Below are 20,537 nucleotides of genomic sequence, written 5' to 3'. Positions count from 1 at the left end.
CTCGTTGTCGAGCCCGGCATAGCCGGCGTTCATCGAGCGTTTCACCACGATGGTGGTGCGCGCCTTGTACGCCTCCAGGATCGGCATGCCGTAGATCGGGCTGCCCTTGTCCTTCTGCGCCGCCGGGTTCACCACGTCGTTGGCGCCGATCACCAGCACCACGTCGGTGTTGGAGAAGTCGGAGTTGATCTCTTCCATCTCCAGCACCTGCTCGTACGGCACTTCGGCTTCGGCCAGCAGCACGTTCATGTGCCCCGGCATCCGGCCGGCCACCGGGTGGATCGCGTAGCGCACGTTGACCCCCTTCTCGGTCAGCTTGTCGGCGAACTCCTGCAGCGCGTGCTGGGCGCGCGACACCGCCAGGCCGTAACCCGGCACGATGATCACGCTGTCGGCGTTGCCCATCAGGAACGCCGCATCGTCGGCCGAGCCGGACTTGTAATTCTTCGGCCCGGACGCCGCACTGCCACCGGCGGCCGCCTCGGCGCCGAAGCCGCCGAGCAGCACCGACACGATCGAGCGGTTCATCGCCTTGCACATGATGTACGACAGGATCGCACCGGACGAGCCGACGCAGGCACCGGCGATGATCAGCACCGGGTTGTTCAGCGTGAAGCCGATGCCGGCGGCCGCCCAGCCCGAGTACGAGTTCAGCATCGACACCACCACCGGCATGTCGGCGCCGCCGATCGGGATGATCAAGGTCACGCCCAGCACCAGCGCCACCGCCAGCATCGCCAGGAAGGCGGCGTGGCTGTCGGTGACGAAGTAGGCGAGACCGAAGCCGACCATCGAGAGCGCCAGCACCAGGTTCAACAGGTGCTGGCCGCCGAACGACACCGCCTTGGAGCCGAACTTGCCGGACAGCTTGCCGTAGGCGATCACCGACGCGGTGAAGGTGATCGCGCCGATGAAGGCGCCGATGAACAGCTCGACCTTCTGGACCGGGGTGTGCTCCTGGCCGGTGTGGAAGATCGCGGCCACGGCGATCAGCACCGCTGACAGACCGACCAGCGAGTGCATCGCCGCCACCAGTTCCGGCATGCCGGTCATCTCGACCGTCTTGGCCTTCCAGGTGCCGATCAGCGCGCCGGCGGCGATCGCGCCACCGAGCAGCGCCCACACCGGCTTGTCCATGATCATCAGCGTGGTGACCACGGCGATCACCATGCCGATCATGCCGAAGGTGTTACCGCGTCGCGCCGAGGTCGGCGACGACAGCCCCTTGAGCGCGAGGACGAACAGCACCGCCGCGACCAGATAGAGAATTGCAGAAAGATTGATCATCGGGTCGGCTCCTTAGCGTTGCTTCTTCTTGAACATGTCGAGCATGCGCTGGGTCACCAGGAAGCCGCCGAAGATGTTGATGCTGGCGAGGAAGATGCCGATCGCGCCGAGCACCGAGGTCAGCGTGAGCTGTGCACCGTTGATGTCGACCACCTGCAGCAGGGCGCCGACGATGATGATGCCCGAGATGGCATTGGTCACCGCCATCAGCGGGGTGTGCAGCGCCGGGGTGACGTTCCAGACCACGTGGTAGCCGACGAACACGGCCAGCACGAACACGGTCAGGCTGGTGATAAACGGATCTACAACCATGAAACTCTCCTGAATGCGGTCACGCGCCGGCCTGGACGGCAGCCGGGGCGGCGGAAGCGGCGGCCGGGGCAGCCTGGCCGAAGCGCAGTTCGCCGGCGTGGGTCACCAGCGTGGCGGCCAGCAGCTCGTCTTCCAGATTGATCGAGAAGCCTTCCTTGGTGAGCATCAGGCTCAGGAAGGTCAGCAGGTTCTTGGCGTACAGCGCCGAGGCATCGCCGGCCATCAGGCCCGGCAGGTTGGCCGTGCCGACCACGGTGACGCCGTTGTCGGTGTGCACCACCTCGCCACAGCGGGTCGATTCGACGTTGCCGCCGCTCTCGGCCGCCATGTCGACGATCACGCTGCCCGGCTTCATCGCCGCCACGGTGGCGGCGGACAACAGGCGCGGCGCCGGCTTGCCGGGGATCAGCGCGGTGGTGATCACGATGTCGGCCTGCTTGGCGTGCTTGTCGACTAGCTCGGTCTGGCGGCGCTGGTAGTCCTCGGACATCTCCTTGGCGTACACGCCGTCGTTGGCGGCCTTCTCCGCGTCGGTCATCGGCACCTCGACGAACTTGGCGCCGAGCGATTCGACCTGTTCCTTGGTGGACGGCCGCACGTCGAACGCCTCGACCACCGCGCCGAGGCGCTTGGCGGTGGCGATCGCCTGCAGGCCGGCCACGCCGACGCCGAGGATCAGCACCCGCGCCGGCTTCACCGTGCCGGCAGCGGTCATCAGCATCGGCATGAAGCGCGGGTAATAGTGGTTGGCGAGCAGCACCGCCTTGTAGCCGGCGATGTTGTTCTGGCTGGACAGCACGTCCATGGACTGGGCGCGGGTGGTGCGCGGCAGCAGCTCCATCGCGAACGCCGACGCCTGCTTGGCGGCCAGCTTCGGCAGGTCGGGGTTGCTGTACGGCGCGAGCATGCCGATCAGCACCGCCCCGTCCTTCAGCTGTGCGATGTCCTCGGCGGGCAGCGCCCGCACCGTCAGCACGATGTCGCCGGCGGCCAGCGCCGACGCCCGACTGGCGGCGATGCTCGCCCCCGCCGCCTGGTAGGCGCTGTCGGGCACGGCCGAAGCCACCCCGGCGCCTTTCTCCACCACCACCGAATGCCCGAGGCCGACGAGTTTTTTCACCGTTTCCGGTGTGGCGGCGACGCGCGTCTCGTTGGCCACGCGCTCGGCCACAATGGCGATCTGCATGGGTTCCCTTTCTTTCTGATTGAGTAGCAAGTGATGTTGTAGCGAACGACCGTGCAGGTGCCTCAGCCAGACGGACGAGTCGTGCCTAATTCTAAAGCACGAGTTTTGTTAAAGCGCAACGAAATTATAAAATTGCGACATTTTCCACCAAGTGGAATTGCGTTTCATAAAGAACATTGCTAGCCACACATCCCGCGACAAGCCTAGTCTGCAATGCCAGCCGCATTGCCATTCTCTTGGTAGCCCAAAGGTCAAACGTCTGGCAGGTACGTGGCATTTCGCCGACAGTCATTGCACCTTCCCCCTGCTCACCGCAAAGCCTTGCCCTGTCTTGATCCCAGCGCATCGGCCACAGCCGACCATGCCGGCAGGCCGCTCCCCTTGGGGCCTGCACCATCATGGCATGCTCTCTGCTTAGCCACGGCGTAGAACTGTGCGAAAATGCTTGACCCTGCTAACAAGTACGAAATGTAATAGCGATGATTTTGGTCACCGGCGGCGCCGGCTATATCGGCTCGCACACCTGCCTGGAGCTACTCAACGCCGGCTTTGAGCTGGTCGTGCTCGACAACCTGTGCAACAGCAAGGCAGAGTCACTGCGCCGCGTGCAGGCGCTGACCGGCAAGACGCTGCAGTTCGTCGAAGGCGATATCCGCGACGCGGCGACGCTCGATGCGGTGTTCCGTTACCCGATCGACGCGGTGATCCACTTCGCCGGGCTGAAGGCAGTCGGCGAATCGGTCGCCAAGCCGCTGGAGTACTACGACACCAACGTCACCGGCACGCTGACGCTCCTTGCCGCGATGCGTAGTCATGGCGTGAAGCAGTTCGTGTTCAGCTCGTCGGCGACGGTGTATGGCGATCCGGGGACGGTGCAATACAAGGAGTCGATGCCGTTTGCCCCGGTCAATCCCTACGGGCGCACCAAGGCCATGATTGAGCAGGTGCTGCAGGATTTGGTTGTCGCAGAGCCGGACTGGCGCATTGCCAGCCTGCGCTACTTCAACCCGGTGGGCGCTCACGAAAGCGGCCAGATCGGCGAGGATCCGAACGGCATCCCCAACAACCTGATGCCGTTCATCAGCCAGGTCGCCGTCGGCAAGCTCGCCAAGCTTAAAGTGTTCGGCAACGACTACCCGACCCCAGACGGCACCGGGGTACGCGACTACATTCATGTCGTCGATTTGGCACTGGGTCACGTCAAGGCCTTAGAAGCCTTGCAGCAACGTCAGGGACTGATGGCCCTTAACCTTGGTGCAGGGCGCGGCTATTCCGTATTGGAGGTCATCGCCGCCTTTGCAAAAGCGAGCGGTCGCGAGATTCCCTATGAGCTGGTCGCCCGCCGTCCGGGCGATCTCCCGGAATACTATGCCGACCCGAGCCTTGCCCTGAGCACGCTGGGCTGGCAAACAAAACGTAGCCTCGATGACATCTGCCGCGACTGCTGGCACTGGCAAAGTCAGAACCCGGCCGGCTACCCGTAGCCGAGTCACTAGTAGTGCTGCTCGGTCTTAACCCAAGACTCACGCAAGGGCACATCGGATGATCCTCGTCACCGGCGGCGCCGGCTTCATCGGCGGCAACTTCGTACTCGACTGGCTGGCTGGCTCCAATGAGCCCGTCATCAACCTCGACAAGCTCACCTACGCCGGCAACCTCGACACCCTCGCCTCACTGAAGGACGTTCCGCGCCATCTTTTCGTACGCGGTGACATCTGCGACCGCGAACTGGTCGCGCGGCTGCTGGCCGAGCACAAGCCACGCGCGGTAATCAACTTCGCCGCCGAAAGCCATGTCGACCGCTCGATCCATGGGCCGGGCGAGTTCATCCAGACCAATGTGGTCGGCACCTTCAATTTACTCGAGGCGGTACGCGGTTACTGGAACGAGCTGAGCGGCGAAGCCAAGCAGACGTTCCGCTTCCTGCACGTGTCCACCGACGAGGTCTACGGCACGCTGTCACCGGACGATGCCCCTTTTGCCGAGACCCATCCCTACGAGCCGAACAGCCCTTACTCGGCGTCCAAGGCGGCCTCCGACCATCTTGTCCGCGCCTGGCACCACACCTACGGCCTGCCGGTGCTGACCACCAACTGTTCGAACAACTACGGCCCGTACCACTTCCCAGAGAAGCTGATCCCGCTGATGATCCTGAATGCTCTGGCCGGCAAGCTGCTACCGATCTACGGCGATGGTCAGCAGGTACGCGACTGGCTGTATGTGAAAGACCACTGTGCCGCGATCCGCCGCGTGCTGGAGGCCGGCACGCCCGGTGAGACCTACAACGTCGGCGGCTGGAACGAGAAGCCCAACCTCGAGGTGATACACACCATCTGCACTATCCTCGACGAGCTGAAACCGCGCGCCGACGGCAAGCGCTATGCCAGTCAGATCACCTTCGTGCAAGACCGCTCAGGCCACGACCGTCGCTACGCGATCGATGCACGCAAGTTGGAACGCGAGCTGGGCTGGAAGCCGGCCGAGACTTTCGATAGCGGTATCCGCAAGACTGTCGCTTGGTACTTGGACAATCAGGACTGGGTGCGTAACGTCACCAGTGGCGCCTACCGCGACTGGGTAGCCACCCAATACGGAGCCTGAGATGACCCGCATCCTGATTACCGGCGCCAACGGCCAGGTCGGCTTCGAGCTACAGCGCGCACTGGCGCCACTCGGCGAGATTCTCGCCTGCGACCGTCAGCAGCTCGACTTGGCCGATTCAGCCAACCTCGAGGCGGTGCTCGACCGCTTCCAACCGGACATCATTGTCAACCCGGCCGCCTACACTGCGGTCGACCGGGCCGAGTCCGAACAAGACGTCGCAATGGCGATCAACGCCCAAGCCCCAGCACGGCTAGCCGACTGGGCTACTCGGCACAACGCGCTACTGGTCCACTACTCGACCGACTACGTGTTCGATGGACAAAAAGACAGTGCCTATGTCGAAGATGACGCTACCAACCCACAATCGGTATACGGCCGCAGCAAATGGGAAGGTGAACAGGCAATCCGTGCCAGCGGCTGCCGCTACCTGATCCTGCGCACCAGTTGGGTAGTCGGCGCACACGGCAACAACTTCCTGAAAACCATACTCCGGTTGGCCCGAGAGCGCACCAGTCTGTCCGTTGTCGCCGATCAGTTCGGCGCCCCGACCTCTGCAGCCCTGATCGCGGATGTAACTTCTCAGCTGCTGGGACGTTACTTGCATCAACCCGCTGAGGTCTTCCCGTTCGGCACGTACCATCTGACGGCCTCGGGCAGCACCAGCTGGTACGACTACGCCCGGCACGTGATCGGCTTGGCCGAACAGGTCGGGTTTGAGCTGGCATTGCATCCCGACACGGTTCAGCCGATCCCGACCAGCGGCTATCCGCTGCCCGCCCCGCGGCCGGCCAACTCGCGGCTGGATTGCACTAAACTGACCCAGACCTTTGGCTTGGCGCTCCCCAATTGGCGGCAAGGAATCGACTACGTATTTGCTCAGCTGAACGACTGAACACGAAGTAAGGCATCGAAATAAGGCATGAAACGAAAAGGTATCATCCTCGCCGGTGGTTCCGGCACCCGCCTATATCCGGCTACGCTCGCAGTCAGCAAACAGCTGCTGCCGATCTACGACAAGCCGATGATCTATTACCCGCTCAGCACTCTGATGCTGGCCGGCATTCGCGACATCCTGATTATCTCGACGCCGGCGGATACCCCGCGCTTCGAACAGCTGCTCGGCGATGGCAGCCAGTGGGGAATCAACCTACACTACACCGTGCAGCCGAGTCCGGATGGATTGGCACAAGCGTTCATCCTCGGCGAGTCGTTCATCGACGGTGCTCACTCGGCGCTGGTACTGGGCGACAATATTTTTTATGGCCACGACTTCGTCAAGCTGCTGAAAGATGCCACCAGCAAGGAAATTGGCGCCAGCGTGTTCGCCTACCATGTCCATGATCCGGAACGCTACGGCGTGGTGGAATTCGACCAAGCCGGCAGGGCGATCAGCCTGGACGAGAAACCAAGCCATCCTAAGTCGAACTACGCTGTCACCGGCCTGTACTTTTACGATGAAAAGGTTGTCGACATCGCCAAGTCGATCAAGCCATCAGCACGCGGCGAACTGGAAATCACTGACGTCAACGCAGCCTATCTGAAGGCAGGCACCCTCGACGTCCAAACCATGGGGCGAGGCTACGCCTGGCTCGACACCGGCACCCATGAATCGATGCTGGAAGCCAGCCAGTTCATCGCCACCATCGAGAGCCGTCAGGGGTTGAAAGTTGCCTGTCTGGAAGAAATCGCTTACCGCTTAGGCTACATCGATGCTGATCAACTAGTCAGATTGGCCGCTCCACTCAAGAGAATCGGCTACGGCCAGTACCTATTAAATGTGCTGAAAGAAACCGTCTACTAATGAAGGTCATCGATACTGCTATTCCCGACGTCAAGATCATCGAGCCGACCGTGTTTGGAGATGAGCGCGGCTTCTTCTTCGAGAGTTTCCACCAGCAGAAATTCGAGGAAGCCATCGGCCACAAGGTAGCGTTTGTTCAAGACAACCATTCGCGCTCAGTCAAGGGCGTGTTGCGCGGTCTTCACTACCAATTGCCACCACACGCACAAGGGAAGCTGGTACGTTGCGTGGTGGGAGAAGTATTTGATGTGGCGGTGGACATCCGGAGATCCTCACCAAGCTTTGGTCGGTGGGTAGGGGTGAACCTGTCAGCGGAAAACAAACGCCAACTATGGATTCCTCAAGGATTTGCCCATGGTTTCCTGACGCTAACCGGCGAGGCGGAGCTTTTATACAAAACGACAGATTACTGGTTTAAGGAGTTAGACCGTTCAATTGCATGGAATGACATAACTATTGCGATAAAATGGCCTCTTATAGATGCACCGCAATTATCAGCTAATGACTTAGGAGCTCCATTGCTCGACAATCATCAGGAACTCTTCCCCTGAAATGAGTCTAATAAAAAACAGCGCTTGGAACATTGCTGGCTTTGCAATCCCCAGCCTGATCGCAATCCCTGCCATCGGCATTCTTGCTCGCAAATTGGGGGTTGAAAAATTTGGCATATTTACATTAGCGTATGCAATTGTTGGTTACGCAAGTATTTTTGACGCAGGCCTATCCCGTTCAGTCATTCGTGCAGTAGCAATGCACCGTGATGACGGAGAGAAATTACGCAATATAGTTGGAACTTCATTACGCGTCGTTTTTCTGCTTAGTACACTGGCAGCCGCGATTTTATGGCTTTCCGCAGCCCCTCTTTCTAGCTTACTCAAGATACCCAATGAGATATCGACAGACGCCCGCAGCAGCTTTCGCGTCCTCGCATTAGCCATTCCTGCCTTTTTATTAGGGCAAGTGTGGCTGGCCTACCTTGAGGGAACGGAACGATTTGCCGAGCTAAACATTCAAAAAATCGCCACCAATTCTTTGATTGCAACTCTACCAGCACTCGCAATACTCATTAACAATAGTCTACAGGCTAGCATCATCGGACTGGTTGTGGGGCGAATTATCGCTGCACTAGTTAGTTTTGCCATGTGTCAACGAGCCATGCCGAAAGGGCAGCAAAATTTTGACTTTCAGACGTTGAAATCACTTATTCAATTTGGCAGTTGGGTCACCATTAGCAACATAATAAGCCCTATCATGGTCTATCTTGATCGCTTTATTCTTTCGCACATTCTAGGTTCACAGCGTGTCGCATTTTATACTGCACCATCTGAAGCTATAATGCGCATGCTCGCCATCCCTAGCGCTGTAGCTAGAGCATTATTTCCAAAACTTAGTTATCAAAGGAATGCTCATCAGCATCGCAGGCTCTATAAAAACAGCCTGCTCGGCTTGTTAATCACATGCAGCGCAATGGCTATCCCTGTCTGTATATTCGCCAATGAAATATTGACACTTTGGATGGGGAAGGATTATGCAGGCGAGCCCGCGATGGTATTCCGCATTCTACTAATTGGATTTATCTCTAACTCATTAGCACAGATACCATTTGCGAAGATACAAGCGCAAGGCCAATCAAGAACAACAGCAGCACTTCATGCGATAGAAATAATTCCATACCTCCTGCTAATGGTATTCCTTATTGGCAAGTACGCCACATTAGGGGCAGCCACAGCATGGTCTGTGCGGTTAACCGTAGATTTCATCGCTCTTTCTTGGCTAGCGAGTAGAATAAAGCCATGAACACCGTAGATAGCCATTAAGAGCTGCTAACAAAAATCACTTGATGTTGGCATGCCCCTTCTAAAGAAAGCAATTCACGAAGGGGCCACCTTGCTGTTCCGGTAATGACGCCGCATGACCAAAGCAGTACCTAATAAAGTTCTGAAAGTACTTGTAACGCCGCGACCACGAGTTGAGACTTATTGATGATCTGGCTGGACATATTGCCCAGGAGGGCCAAGCGCTAAGTCCGGTTGCTCAGTTCCGACAATTCAACGACTTCCCGATACAGGCTAGAATACTGTGCAACCATCTTCTCTGCCGTAAATACGTGTAGATAGCGCTGTTCCGCCCTTGAGCCCATCTCACGAGCCAACGCTGGGTCGTTCCACAGTTTGTGCATTGCAGCTCTCAGTGCCTCCGGATTTGTAGGCGGCACGACCAAACCCGTGTCCCCGTCAAGATTAATGTAGGTCGTACCGGTGCCAATCTCGCACGAAATCATCGGTTTCCCATACATTGCCCCTTCTAGCAAGGATATGCCAAAAGCCTCGGAGCGCAAATGCGAAGGGAACACCACTCCGTAACAAAGCTCCAATAATGCTACCTTATCCTCGTCGGGCAACGCCCCCAAAAAGTGGATATTCTTCAGGCCAAGACGCTGAGCTTGCGCTTTCAAATCAGCCTCGACTGGCCCCGTACCGACAATGGCAACGTGGTAGTCCACGTCCCGTAGGGCATCTAATAGAATATGCAAGCCTTTGTAGTAACGAAGCACCCCAACAAACAGGAAGAACTTCTCGCCCATCCTCTGCCTCCAGAAAGACAATCTTTCCGGAGCGGGGATTGGATAGTTTGCCTTGTCGAGGCCATACGGAATTACGCTCACCTTATCGGTGTATCGCTGTAATACTGGGCTCGTTGCAAGATAATTCGGGGAAGAGGCAACAATCCGACTGACACTGTCCATGAAACGATACATCAGCGGCCGATAGAACTGTAGCAGGGTTTTTTGCTTGACTATATCGGAGTGGTAAGAGAGGACACTTGGCTTCTTGATTCGCGTCGCAAAGTGCACAACATCCATGTACGGCCATGGAAAATGATAATGCACTACATCTGCCTGCCTTGCCAGTTCAGCAAAGTCGCGGAATGCTGAAAAGGAAAATCCGGTTGAAGCAATATAAAAGTCTAGCTTCGAACGATGAACAATATGGCTGGCCAACGATTCCTGGCGTGCCACACCACTCCTACTGAGAGATAGCACTTCGGACTCAATACCGAATTGACGCCCACCCTCGGCGAGTTGATAAATGACCTGCTCTATCCCCCCAAAACTATCCGGGTAATAGGTCTTGAAGAAATGCAATACTCGCATCAAGCTTCCAATACTTTTCGATACACTGCTTGTGTTTCTTCCGCACAACGCTGCCACGAGAACTGCTCAACTCGCTTCAGGCCCCTCACAATAGCCGCAGTACGCCAGACCTCATCTTCCAAACCCTGCTGCAGTAAGGCTTGCAAGCTGTCCACATCTTCGGAGGCACACATTAACGCAGCATCACCAGCCACCTCTGGCAATGAAGAGCTGTTAGAACACACCACCGGCACTCCGGAACGCATGGCTTCCAAGACAGGCAAGCCAAAGCCTTCGTAATGAGATGGGAATGCAAAGAGTCTTGCACCAGCAAAAAGTAGCGGCAGATCCTCAGCCGGGGTGAAGCCAAGGTAACGGGCCCAGCCTTCGTGCTCTGCCTGCTGGATACGCTCATGAATCAACTCGCTGCGCCACCCCCGATAGCCAGTCAGAATCAATGGCCAGCGTTGGCGTAACGATCGTGGCAGCTTGGAGTAAGCATCGAGCAATGTCAGGATATTTTTACGCGGCTCAATGGTGCCGACAAAAAGTGTGTAGCCTCCTGGGCTCAGACCATAGCGCGTCAATGCCGGCAGCAGTTGTTCTGGGGCTCGTGGATGAAAATCCGGCCCGCAGGCCAACGGCACAGTATGTATACGCTCCATCGGCCAAGAGAAATAATCGGCAAGTTCAGTGCGAGTGAAGTCGGAGTCGGTAATCAGCGCATCTGCTCGTTGGAGCGTCTTGAGCAGCTCTTTCTGAGTGAAGCGTATCCGCTGAGGGGTATTGCACTGTGTCCAGGTAAATGGCGACAGATCGTGAAACGTCGCTACCCGCTTGCCGGCAAACGGCGGCAGAAAAAAATTCGGCCCATGGTACAGAAAGTCTTCATAGCCGCGCAGCGATTGGCGCTTAAGCATGGGCATCAGCAGCCGATAGGCCTCAGTCGCTATATAACTTTGCTGTACCCAACGCTTGAGCTTGTGCTGGTGATCAGATTGCTCGCCAGCCGTTGGCAAATCGGATAAAAAGTGCCGCCCGGCAAAAAAGCGCAGCTCGCTTATCTCTTGCGACTTCTGCAATTGCCGAGCAAGCTCCCAAGTGTAACGGCCGATGCCGGTAAGCGGAAAGCGTACCGGCTCGACAGAAAGAATTACCTTCATGCGGCTCCAAGCATCCAGCGCAGCGTCTCCAGCAGTGGAGGCGTGTCCCAATCACCAATCAGGCCACGCAGGCGCGTGGCATCGCCACACAGCGTCTTCACTTCATTAGCCCGCACAAATGCCGGGTTGACTCGGATCTGTATGCTATGTCCGGTGACGGCTTCACACATTGCCAACGCTTCGCGCAGCGAATGGGCTCGCCCAGAGCAGACGTTCACTGTCTGGCCATGAGCCCTAACTTCGATCAGACGACGGTAAGCCGTAGCCAACGCTCGCACATCGCTGAAATCGCGCCAGACATCAAGGTTACCCAGCTCAATCTCAGCAGTACGGCGACGGAAATGCGAAACAATCTTGGGCAGCAGAAAATTGTCTGCCTGACCAACGCCTGTGTAGTTGAACGGCCGGGTGATGATGAGAGGCAGTTTGTCCTGCCAGAGCCGAGCCATATGCTCCATTGCTAGCTTGCTGACTGCATAGTCGTTGGCTGGCGCAGGCGGGGTATTTTCGTTCAATACCCCACCAGACGCATTCCCGTACACATTGGCACTGCTAGCCAGCAATATACTATCCGGCACCTTGCCCATAGCCGAGATGGCCTCTAGCAGGTTGCGCGTGCCCAGCAAATTGACCTGGTAAAAGGCATTCGCATCACCATGGCCGACAAACGCCAGTGCCGCCAGATGGATCACCACGTCCGGCTGCACTTCGGCCAGCACAGTCTTTAGTCCAGCCGCATCCGCCAGATGCGCCTGATAATAATCAGGCGCATCCAACGAATGCGAGCCCAGACCAAATACGCGGTAACCGGCAGCCTGCATCTCGGCCGCCATATAGCGGCCGGTAAAGCCCTCACTACCGGTAATCAATACCCGTTTGTCGGCCAAGCTCATCAGAACGAGAATCCTTGCTGGTTACGGCGCAGGTCTTCTGTCACCATCATTTGGCACAGCTCTTCCAAGGTGGTCTGGGGCTCCCAGCCCAGCTTCGCCTTGGCCTTGGCCGGGTTGCCGATCAGCAACTCCACTTCAGCCGGGCGATAGAACTTAGGATTAACGCGCACCAGCGTCTTGCCAGTTGCCGTATCAATCCCCACCTCATTCTCTGCCGTGCCCTCAAAATGCAGGGAGTAACCGGCAGCCTTGAATGCCATGGCGACAAAATCACGCACGGTTTCGGTCCGGTTGGTAGCCAGCACATAGGTATCCGGCTCGTCAGCCTGCAACATGCGCCACATGCCTTCCACGTATTCCTTGGCAAAACCCCAGTCGCGCTTGGCGTCGAGGTTGCCCAATTCCAGCACATCCAGTTTACCCAGCTTGATCTTAGCTACCGAATCAGTGATCTTGCGAGTCACAAACTCGCGGCCACGCAGTGGCGACTCGTGGTTAAACAAGATGCCGCTACAACCGAAGATGCCGTAGCTTTCGCGGTAGTTGATAGTGATCCAGTGCGCGTACAGCTTGGCTACACCGTAGGGGCTACGCGGGTAGAACGGGGTGTCTTCCACTTGAGGAATGGCCTGAACCTTACCGAACATCTCCGAAGTCGACGCCTGATAGAAGCGGATCTTCGGGTTAACGATGCGGATCGCTTCCAGCAGGTTGAGCGGGCCAATACCCGTAATCTCGGCAGTAGTCGCCGGCTGATCGAACGACACGCCGACAAAGCTCTGCGCCGCCAAGTTATACACCTCGGTCGCATTGGTGCTTTGCAACAGGCGGATGCTGGCCGACAGATCGGTCAGATCATATTCAACCAAATGCAGGTTGGGATGGTTCTGGATGCCCAGTTCTTCGATACGCCAGAAGTTGACCGAACTGGTGCGGCGGTAGGTTCCGTAAACGGAATAACCCTTTTCCAGCAGGAGTTCTGCAAGGTAAGCGCCGTCTTGGCCAGTGATACCGGTGATAATGGCGGATTTTTGATTCATTTTTCTCAACTTACTTTAATTAATGGTCAGTTGTAATATTGGTAACTACTTATGCAACAGGGAAGATGGCTTGCAGTAACTGCTGAGCGCTCTCTTTCCAAGTCAGCCACGGCATGTTGTCGGAAACAGGCACTTTACCTTTTTTGAATAGTTCCAACCAGCGCTTGATGGCCATCTCCAGATCGTCAGCCCCTAGGCCACTAAAGTAATAGGCGTGTTCACTGGCCACTTCACGGAATACCGAAATATCGCGAGCGATGATCGGTAGCTTGTGCTGGGCGGCTTCGATTAGCGGAAGGCCAAAGCCCTCACCTTCGCTGGCGGCTATTAGACAAGTAGATGCGGCGTAGACCTTTTCTAGGAACTCATCGCTGATACCCTCCAACCAGAATAATCGACGACTTTTTTCAGGGTGGCACTTAAGACGATTGATAAGTTTATCCACCATCCAGCCACGCTTGCCTACAATGACCAAGTTTACATCGCAACCCTCGCTCCATAATCGCTCAAATGTTGTCAGTACTTGGGCATGGCCTTTACGAGGTTCGATGGTGCCAACCATCAGGAAGCTAACTCTAGCCTGCAGTCCCTTCATAATCATTCCAACATCAGCTGCGAGTCCTGTTGTTGGAAGGCTATTATGGATATCCGCCCCCAAGTGGAAGCTTGATACGATAGGACTATTATCCAAACGCATCGGTAAATTTAATTTCAACCACTCATTAAGCTCTTCTGCCACTGCGTTTGAAATACAAACAAGATTGTCACCTAGTTTGCTGATACTGCTAAGCCATTCATTGAAAAGTGCAGAGTTCGAAGCTGGCCACCAGTCCGGGCGTTGAACCAATAGCAAATCGTAGACGATGAAGTTCAACTTCACACCCATCAATTTCATGTGCTCAAGCACTGAGTGTGTTTTTTCTGCAAGGTGCATGTTCAGGTCCAACGACAGATATATATCATCCTGACAATAATCTACTGGTGCATCATTACATTCGTCTGAATTTCCAATAATGCCGTTAGTGAAGTGATTAGCGTAACGGTAAATGCCATCATCAAAATAAACAGGTCGTGCGACAAGGCCATGCGGAGGGAAAGTCAATAACTCAATCAACAAACTACGTACTACCCTCTGGATACCAGACTTGGCATCGACATGGACAATGGAGGATATATCCAACAGCAACTGTTTTTCATTATGGGAAGAAGCATTGAAAGCTATACTGGCTGCGACCGCACATAACTCCCTTTCCGTGGGTTCACCATCAGTGATAGCCGCTAGCCCCTCTAGTAGCGTAAGCAGAGATGGCACAGGTAGTTTGGCATGAGCACTGCTAGGGCTCCAATTGCTGAGCGTCTCCAAGGCTTGAAGCGCAGTTTTTGCACAGCTTTCCCACGAAAATTTCTGCACCTGGTGCTGTGCCTGCATTCGGAGTTGTTCGCGAAAAGTAGTGTCGGTGAGGACTTGAGTCATCTTGTCTGCGATCGCGCGCGGAGAAAACGGGTCAAATAGTGCATCAGCATTACCAATCACTTCTGGCAAACTACTGCGATTCGAGCCAATTACCGCCGTGCCGCAAGCCATTGCTTCCAATATGGGAAGGCCAAAGCCCTCGTGTATAGAGGGAAATACAAATAGCTCGGCCAACGAGTACAATTCGATCAGCTCATCGTCTTCCACATAGCCCGTGAGTACCATCTCATCCGGCGCTAGGCCAAATCGCTTAGCCAGCGTGGTCAGCTCTTCGCGTTGTGGCTGCTGCAATTTGCTGGCAATGACTAGTTGGTGTTGGTCACGCAGAGTTTTATCCAATAGACTATATGCCTCAATCAGGCAAGCGAAGTTTTTACGCTGATCAAAACCACCAGGCGCATACAGTACCGGCTTCCTCTTGATTTTCAACCTGTGCTGCAGAGCCTGTTTCGCCATAGTTCCGAGCTGATGTGGGCGAAATTGGGGACCGATTGCAGCGGAAATATTCCAAATCTTTTCTGGCGACATGCCAAGATGCTGAGCGCCTTCTTGCTGCGAGGATTCCGAAATCGCCAGTAGCATATCTGCATTTTTTATCCAGTCTATTTTTCGGTAATAGTAGTCACTGAATATCTTATTTGGCAGGTATTGTTCAGGATTAAGCAGTGGAATCAAATCATACAGGATTACTGCCGTTCGATGACTAACAGGGAGCGCGCCGATAGAGGTAACCGCCGAAGTCCCAAAACCGTCAAAAAAACTCGTCACAAGAATGACATCTGCCTGAAGAGAGTCGAGAAAACTTTCTCGAATAAGCTCTGCAGCACGTGACATCCAAGAGCTGGGCTGTTCATCGCATGGCACATCAAAAATGCGAATGCGGTCTAAAGGAATCAAGCTGGAAAATGCAGCCCGCAGATCAGGGATGCTTTCCGGTAATCGCGCGTTCAGAGCCAACCATACTTCGTGCTCACCCGCTTGTCGCGCAATAGCTTGCGCCAAGGCCAGTGTATAACGGCCAATCCCTCGAAACCGGCTTTCCGATTGCGCACCCTGCATGTCAATGACAATCCGCATTAGCAGTTCTCCTTATACTTCTTAATCTCAATCTTTAGATCTGCATAAATTTGTCTAGCGCGTGGGGATAGGTCAGAAAATTCATTAACGAAGGAGCGACCAATAACGAGGGGCGATACCTTATGGGTTTTCCCTTGCAAGATCCAATATCGGCGGCGTATTCTTTCGTACAATCCTAGACGATTGATTAACTCGATGATGTTCTTGCGCAACACTGGCCGAGCATTGACGAACTCCATGGCTCGCTTTACTACGGGTCTACCAATCTTTTTTACAAGCGCTTTAGCTCGGGATACAAACCCCTCATCACGGAGCCGGCGGGCCTGCAAGCCGCACCATCGAAGCGGTTTAGTAATCTGCCAGGAACGGCTTGCTAGGACCGCATACAATTGAGCGTTGGCGGCTTGCGCGACGCTCTCTGCCTGCTCTATCTTTTTTGATATTTGCAGATCGTATGTAGCAGCAAGCTCGTTCAGGGTGACTCCATAATCTTTCTCGAAGGGCTGACTAGTCATATGCATCACATCATCTGATGCAGCCTTTTGGGCAATTACTGCATAATCTGGACTAACACCGGTCAGCACATCTACTAGAGACAAGCTATTGGATTTTTTGAGTGATTTATTTTCCTGAAGCCGGAGGGTTTTTACCCTTGCAAAACCATAATATTCAGCCACGAATGAAAGCAATAAATCTGGAATCGGACGCTGATGTGTTGGGTCGAGATAAAAACTGCGCGTTCCCACAGAAATATTTTCAGGATTGGGTGTCTCCATAATCAGTAAGCCACCTGGTTTCAAAACGCGCAAAGACTCAGACACCACTGACTGCAATTGCTCAAACGTTATGTGCTCAACCACATGAAATGCAGAAACAACCACCTGACTCTCATTAGGTAATCCCTTCAAAAATGCTATTGCATCTCCCTTATGAGCAGGTAATCCACGTTCTCGGCACTCATCAAGCATTCCATCATCAAGATCGACACCGAATGGGGCAAAGCACTTTTCAAGCATCAATTCAAGCCACTCACCACGACCACATCCCAGGTCCAAGACAGGCTCATTCGGATAATATTTTGACAATGAATCGACAAAAGGCAAATAAACGTTCAACCGCTCATTGATTACATCTCGCGACCCACGATGTCTATCCTCAAAAGATCGATAAAAATCGTCTTTCATACATGACACTCCACTTTCGCATTCATCCATGCAACACCAACAAACGAACTCTTATCAAAATTAATTACATTAAATACTAAAGCGAGATCTTTCCATACATAGTTACCACCAACATGCACTGCTCCACGGTGGCCTGCAACAGCGATAGAGTAACTTCCTTCACCAATATTGGCTGAAAATCTGAAGTCGAATTGTAGTCTAGAATCTTTTTTCACATGTTCCAGGGGATGGTGTAGATTGGATGTATTTGTTCCGAAAACAGGCTGGCCCAGCCGGTCTTTTATCAAGTAGCCTATCACCAAGCTCTCGATATCTTCTTTCACATATAGAGAAACCCGAAGCCTCACGTCCTCCCCGACCTTGACTAGCTCTATCGACTCGTTGTCTGCATTCAGTAATTGGACGTCTTCAATTTCAACTTCACCGGTCCCGGAAATGGTTTGGAACTTTCCATCGTCAGTCATAACCTGATGGACGCTCGCTCCTTCCTTGTCCGCCAACAACGCATTGTAGTAGTCCATCACCGCTTCCGGCTCACCCTCCATCGCAACTCGCCCCTGACTGAGCAAGATGGCCCGGTCACAGATGCTCTGTATGGCTTGTTTGTCATGCGAGACGATAAGTAGTGTGGTGCCCTGTTTGCTAAATTCGCGGATACGATCAAAACTTTTATGCTGAAAGTAGGCATCTCCCACCGACAAGGCTTCATCAACGATCAGAATATCCGGACGGATGGCGGTGGCCACGCTGAATGCTAGGCGCACTTGCATGCCACTGGAGTACACCCTTACTGGCTGATCGATATAGTCACCGATCTCAGCAAAGGCTTCGATTTCCGGCATTAGGCGCGAGATATGCTCAACGGAATAGCCCAGCAGTTGCCCGGCCATATAAGCGTTCTGGCGACCGGTGAAGTCTGGATGAAACCCCATCCCCAGTTCCAGCAGCGCAGCAACACGACCCTCCAGTTTTACGAACCCGGAGGTCGGTTGAGTGGTGCCCGTAATCATTTTCAGCAGCGTGCTTTTACCGGCGCCATTAATACCGATAATGCCCACCGCCTCGCCAGGGTTGACGGTAAAGCTGACGTCTTGCATTACCCAATTCAAACGGTGCCGGGATTTGCTGCCGGGAATCAGCCATTCAGCCAGACGCCCCCAGCGACTGGGGTATTGTTTGTAGGCCTTGCCTAGGTTGTTGACTGTAATCTTTCCCATCAGAGTTCATCCACCATTTCGCCGGCATGTTTGCGAAACAACCTCAAACCTAAACCACACAGTACTAGCCCTAGCAACAATGCTGGCCAAAGCGAAGACCACTGCGGCCACTGGCCGTTGACCAAAATAGTCTGGCAGGCCACTACCACGTCGGCCATGGGATTCAGTTCCACATAAGGGCGCAGCTTTGCAGGCAGGATGGCCGCGGGGTACACGATCGGCGTCCCCCAGAACCAGAACTGCAAGAAGATACCGAAAAACTGGCCAACATCACGAAAGAAGACATTGAGCACCCCCAGCGTAATGCCTAAGCCGATGGCAAACATTACAAGCACCGCCAACACTGGAATCAAGGCAAAATAGACCACACTTGGAAAATTACCGCTAATCAGCAAGAACAAGGTAAACAAGCCAAACACGATGGCAAAGTTGAGCAATGCGTTACTAACCACCGTAGCTGGCAGGCACAACCGTGGGAAGCTTATTTTTTTCAGTAGATTGGCATTGTCCAAAAACACGTTCTGGGCGCGCCCGACGATCTCGGCAAACAGTCCCCAGGTCAGCGTTCCCGCACATAGATAAATGCTATAAGCAAAGGACCGATCCACTCCTGGTAACTTCGAATGCATCACCTTTGAGAAGATCACCGTGTAGACCACGATCATTGCCAGGGGGTTCAAAACGTTCCACAAAGCGCCCAACAACGAATTGCGGTATTTGATTTGGAATTCGCGCTTGACGTTGCCAAGGATGAACCCCCGGTATGCCCAAAGCGCCTTGGGTACGGCCATTAGCATCAGTTACTCTCTTTGATAAGGCGTTCGAGATCAGCGACACCGGCGCTGACCCTGCCCGGATTTGCTCGTGACTCCACATTCAGCCGCAGCAGCGGCTCGGTATTGGAAGCTCGCACATTGAAACGCCAGTCAGCCATTTCCATGCTCAATCCGTCGGTACGCTCAACACACAATGCCTGTGATTCATACGCGGCTTCGATTCGTGCCAGCACCGCCGGCACATCGATAACACGATAGTTGATCTCGCCGCTGCACGGATAGGCTGCCATGCGCTCGCCAACCAGGCTGGACAGGCTTGCCTGCTTACGCGACATGAGCGCCGCCACCAGCAACCACGGGATCATGCCGCTGTCGCAATAGGCAAAGTCGCGGAAGTAGTGGTGCGCGCTCATCTCGCCACCATAGATGGCGTTCTCGGCTCGCATGCGCTCCTTGATAAAGGCGTGGCCGGTCTTGCTCTGGATTGCCACACCGCCGGCCTGTTGCACCATGGCGATGGTGTTCCAGGTCAGGCGCGGGTCGTGGATGATCTTTTCGCTGGGATGGCTGACGAGAAAGGCCTCTGCCAGCAAGCCGACAATGTAATAGCCCTCGATGAAGCCCCCATTTTCGTCGAACAGGAAGCAGCGGTCGAAGTCGCCATCCCAGGCAATACCCATGTCGGCGCCATGTGCGCGCACGGCCTCTTCCGTGGCTGCGCGATTCTCCGGCAACAAAGGGTTGGGAATGCCGTTGGGGAAAGAACCATCCGGCTGATGGTGCACCTTGACGAACTCCACCGGCACATTCCGCTCGCTAAAACGCGCTTCGATGGCATCGATGACGTGGCCTGCCGCACCATTACCCGCGTTGACCACCAGTTTGAGTGGACGCAATGTGGCTAGATCGAGGTACGACAGCAGGTGATCGACATAAGGTTCCAGCACCGATTGCTGCGTCAACTGGCCGCGCTGTGCGGCCGGGACAAAGCGGCTGGCCTCCGCCAGCGCCTGGATTTCCCTCAGCCCACTGTCTCCACTAATGGGGCGCGCGCCACGCCCGACCAGCTTCATGCCGTTGTAGTCCATCGGATTGTGACTGGCGGTCACCTCGATGGCGCCATCCACATCCAGGTGGAAGGCGGCAAAGTAGACCTCCTCAGTGCCAGTCATACCCAAGTCAATCACGTCGGCACCGCCATCCATCAGGCCGTGGGCAAGTGCCTGCTTGAGACTGGCACTACTCAACCGCACATCACCACCGACCGCAACGCGTTTTGCTTGTATGTATTGGCCATAGGCGCGACCGATGCGGTACGCGATGTCTTCATTGAGCTCATCGCCCAAGCGGCCCCGGATGTCGTAGGCCTTGAAACAACTCAGGATCATGG

The 20,537-nt window shown here is 55.1% G+C and carries 18 protein-coding genes; 6 read left to right on the top strand and 12 right to left on the bottom strand.

Going from position 1 to position 20,537, the window contains the following annotated elements:
* The 3 genes from QU481_RS18575 to QU481_RS18565 all read right to left on the bottom strand — a co-directional run.
* The coding region (locus QU481_RS18575) for an NAD(P)(+) transhydrogenase (Re/Si-specific) subunit beta (protein ID WP_289831493.1) at positions 1 to 1,287 on the bottom strand (1,287 nt) is incomplete at its 3' end.
* Positions 1,288 to 1,299: 12 nt separating this feature from the next.
* On the bottom strand, positions 1,300 to 1,599 hold the full coding sequence (locus tag QU481_RS18570) for a proton-translocating transhydrogenase family protein (RefSeq protein WP_289830336.1): 300 nt from the start codon (positions 1,597 to 1,599) through the stop codon (positions 1,300 to 1,302).
* A 19-nt stretch (positions 1,600 to 1,618) separates the two neighbouring features.
* Positions 1,619 to 2,785: a Re/Si-specific NAD(P)(+) transhydrogenase subunit alpha gene (locus tag QU481_RS18565; protein WP_289831492.1), complete on the bottom strand. Its 1,167-nt coding sequence runs from the start codon at positions 2,783 to 2,785 to the stop codon at positions 1,619 to 1,621.
* 479 nt (positions 2,786 to 3,264) lie between these two features.
* Between QU481_RS18565 and galE the strand changes: the two genes are divergently transcribed.
* The 6 genes from galE to QU481_RS18535 are packed head-to-tail and all read left to right on the top strand — an operon-like array spanning position 3,265 to position 8,987.
* Positions 3,265 to 4,269 carry a UDP-glucose 4-epimerase GalE gene (galE, locus tag QU481_RS18560; RefSeq protein ID WP_289831491.1) on the top strand — a complete coding sequence of 335 codons (1,005 nt, stop codon included), beginning with the start codon at positions 3,265 to 3,267 and terminating at the stop codon, positions 4,267 to 4,269.
* Positions 4,270 to 4,327: 58 nt separating this feature from the next.
* On the top strand, positions 4,328 to 5,386 hold the full coding sequence (gene rfbB, locus QU481_RS18555; RefSeq protein ID WP_289831490.1) for a dTDP-glucose 4,6-dehydratase: 1,059 nt from the start codon (positions 4,328 to 4,330) through the stop codon (positions 5,384 to 5,386).
* A 1-nt stretch (position 5,387) separates the two neighbouring features.
* Positions 5,388 to 6,281 (top strand): dTDP-4-dehydrorhamnose reductase, encoded by an 894-nt coding sequence (rfbD, locus tag QU481_RS18550; protein ID WP_289831489.1) that lies wholly within the window; start codon positions 5,388 to 5,390, stop codon positions 6,279 to 6,281.
* Between the two features lie 27 nt (positions 6,282 to 6,308).
* A complete protein-coding gene (gene rfbA / locus QU481_RS18545; protein WP_289831488.1) occupies positions 6,309 to 7,190 on the top strand; it encodes a glucose-1-phosphate thymidylyltransferase RfbA in 882 nt (293 codons plus the stop codon).
* Entirely contained in the window at positions 7,190 to 7,741 is a 552-nt protein-coding gene (gene rfbC / locus QU481_RS18540; protein ID WP_289831487.1) for a dTDP-4-dehydrorhamnose 3,5-epimerase, read from the top strand. Before rfbA ends, rfbC begins: the two co-directional genes overlap by 1 nt.
* Position 7,742: 1 nt before the next feature.
* The gene (locus QU481_RS18535; RefSeq protein WP_289831486.1) at positions 7,743 to 8,987 is read left to right on the top strand and encodes a flippase; all 1,245 of its coding nucleotides are present in this window, start codon (positions 7,743 to 7,745) and stop codon (positions 8,985 to 8,987) included.
* A gap of 223 nt (positions 8,988 to 9,210) precedes the next feature.
* Here the strand turns inward: QU481_RS18535 and QU481_RS18530 are convergent, their stop codons facing one another.
* The 9 genes from QU481_RS18530 to QU481_RS18490 are packed head-to-tail and all read right to left on the bottom strand — an operon-like array spanning position 9,211 to position 20,535.
* Positions 9,211 to 10,344 carry a glycosyltransferase family 4 protein gene (locus QU481_RS18530; RefSeq protein ID WP_289831485.1) on the bottom strand — a complete coding sequence of 378 codons (1,134 nt, stop codon included), beginning with the start codon at positions 10,342 to 10,344 and terminating at the stop codon, positions 9,211 to 9,213.
* Positions 10,344 to 11,486, bottom strand: a complete 1,143-nt coding sequence (locus tag QU481_RS18525) for a glycosyltransferase family 4 protein (RefSeq protein ID WP_289831484.1) — start codon at positions 11,484 to 11,486, stop codon at positions 10,344 to 10,346. The genes QU481_RS18530 and QU481_RS18525 overlap by 1 nt, the downstream gene beginning before the upstream one ends.
* Positions 11,483 to 12,379 (bottom strand): GDP-mannose 4,6-dehydratase, encoded by an 897-nt coding sequence (locus QU481_RS18520; RefSeq protein ID WP_289831483.1) that lies wholly within the window; start codon positions 12,377 to 12,379, stop codon positions 11,483 to 11,485. The genes QU481_RS18525 and QU481_RS18520 overlap by 4 nt, the downstream gene beginning before the upstream one ends.
* Positions 12,379 to 13,419: a GDP-mannose 4,6-dehydratase gene (gene gmd / locus QU481_RS18515; RefSeq protein ID WP_289831482.1), complete on the bottom strand. Its 1,041-nt coding sequence runs from the start codon at positions 13,417 to 13,419 to the stop codon at positions 12,379 to 12,381. The genes QU481_RS18520 and gmd overlap by 1 nt, the downstream gene beginning before the upstream one ends.
* A 49-nt stretch (positions 13,420 to 13,468) precedes the next feature.
* Positions 13,469 to 15,970 (bottom strand): glycosyltransferase family 4 protein, encoded by a 2,502-nt coding sequence (locus QU481_RS18510; protein ID WP_289831481.1) that lies wholly within the window; start codon positions 15,968 to 15,970, stop codon positions 13,469 to 13,471.
* Positions 15,970 to 17,154 carry a class I SAM-dependent methyltransferase gene (locus tag QU481_RS18505; RefSeq protein ID WP_289831480.1) on the bottom strand — a complete coding sequence of 395 codons (1,185 nt, stop codon included), beginning with the start codon at positions 17,152 to 17,154 and terminating at the stop codon, positions 15,970 to 15,972. The genes QU481_RS18510 and QU481_RS18505 overlap by 1 nt, the downstream gene beginning before the upstream one ends.
* Complete coding sequence (locus QU481_RS18500; protein ID WP_289831479.1) at positions 17,151 to 18,371, bottom strand: ABC transporter ATP-binding protein; 1,221 nt, start codon at positions 18,369 to 18,371, stop codon at positions 17,151 to 17,153. The genes QU481_RS18505 and QU481_RS18500 overlap by 4 nt, the downstream gene beginning before the upstream one ends.
* Positions 18,371 to 19,168 carry an ABC transporter permease gene (locus QU481_RS18495; RefSeq protein ID WP_289831478.1) on the bottom strand — a complete coding sequence of 266 codons (798 nt, stop codon included), beginning with the start codon at positions 19,166 to 19,168 and terminating at the stop codon, positions 18,371 to 18,373. Before QU481_RS18495 ends, QU481_RS18500 begins: the two co-directional genes overlap by 1 nt.
* A complete protein-coding gene (locus QU481_RS18490) occupies positions 19,168 to 20,535 on the bottom strand; it encodes a phosphohexomutase domain-containing protein (RefSeq protein WP_289831477.1) in 1,368 nt (455 codons plus the stop codon). The genes QU481_RS18495 and QU481_RS18490 overlap by 1 nt, the downstream gene beginning before the upstream one ends.
* Positions 20,536 to 20,537 lie beyond the last annotated feature (2 nt).

This window comes from Crenobacter oryzisoli (assembly GCF_030385785.1).
Taxonomy (GTDB): Bacteria; Pseudomonadota; Gammaproteobacteria; order Burkholderiales; family Chromobacteriaceae; genus Crenobacter_A; species Crenobacter_A oryzisoli.
The sequence above is the reverse complement of the archived record's forward strand: the minus strand, read 5'-3'. Positions and strand labels throughout refer to the sequence as shown.

Coding starts and splice junctions, on each gene's coding strand:
- QU481_RS18570 (WP_289830336.1), bottom strand. CDS start 1,599: ATGGTTGTAGATCCGTTTATCACCAGCCTGACCGTGTTCGTGCTGGCC.
- QU481_RS18565 (WP_289831492.1), bottom strand. CDS start 2,785: ATGCAGATCGCCATTGTGGCCGAGCGCGTGGCCAACGAGACGCGCGTC.
- galE (WP_289831491.1), top strand. CDS start 3,265: ATGATTTTGGTCACCGGCGGCGCCGGCTATATCGGCTCGCACACCTGC.
- rfbB (WP_289831490.1), top strand. CDS start 4,328: ATGATCCTCGTCACCGGCGGCGCCGGCTTCATCGGCGGCAACTTCGTA.
- rfbD (WP_289831489.1), top strand. CDS start 5,388: ATGACCCGCATCCTGATTACCGGCGCCAACGGCCAGGTCGGCTTCGAG.
- rfbA (WP_289831488.1), top strand. CDS start 6,309: ATGAAACGAAAAGGTATCATCCTCGCCGGTGGTTCCGGCACCCGCCTA.
- rfbC (WP_289831487.1), top strand. CDS start 7,190: ATGAAGGTCATCGATACTGCTATTCCCGACGTCAAGATCATCGAGCCG.
- QU481_RS18535 (WP_289831486.1), top strand. CDS start 7,743: ATGAGTCTAATAAAAAACAGCGCTTGGAACATTGCTGGCTTTGCAATC.
- QU481_RS18530 (WP_289831485.1), bottom strand. CDS start 10,344: ATGCGAGTATTGCATTTCTTCAAGACCTATTACCCGGATAGTTTTGGG.
- QU481_RS18525 (WP_289831484.1), bottom strand. CDS start 11,486: ATGAAGGTAATTCTTTCTGTCGAGCCGGTACGCTTTCCGCTTACCGGC.
- QU481_RS18520 (WP_289831483.1), bottom strand. CDS start 12,379: ATGAGCTTGGCCGACAAACGGGTATTGATTACCGGTAGTGAGGGCTTT.
- gmd (WP_289831482.1), bottom strand. CDS start 13,419: ATGAATCAAAAATCCGCCATTATCACCGGTATCACTGGCCAAGACGGC.
- QU481_RS18510 (WP_289831481.1), bottom strand. CDS start 15,970: ATGCGGATTGTCATTGACATGCAGGGTGCGCAATCGGAAAGCCGGTTT.
- QU481_RS18505 (WP_289831480.1), bottom strand. CDS start 17,154: ATGAAAGACGATTTTTATCGATCTTTTGAGGATAGACATCGTGGGTCG.
- QU481_RS18500 (WP_289831479.1), bottom strand. CDS start 18,371: ATGGGAAAGATTACAGTCAACAACCTAGGCAAGGCCTACAAACAATAC.
- QU481_RS18495 (WP_289831478.1), bottom strand. CDS start 19,168: ATGCTAATGGCCGTACCCAAGGCGCTTTGGGCATACCGGGGGTTCATC.
- QU481_RS18490 (WP_289831477.1), bottom strand. CDS start 20,535: ATGATCCTGAGTTGTTTCAAGGCCTACGACATCCGGGGCCGCTTGGGC.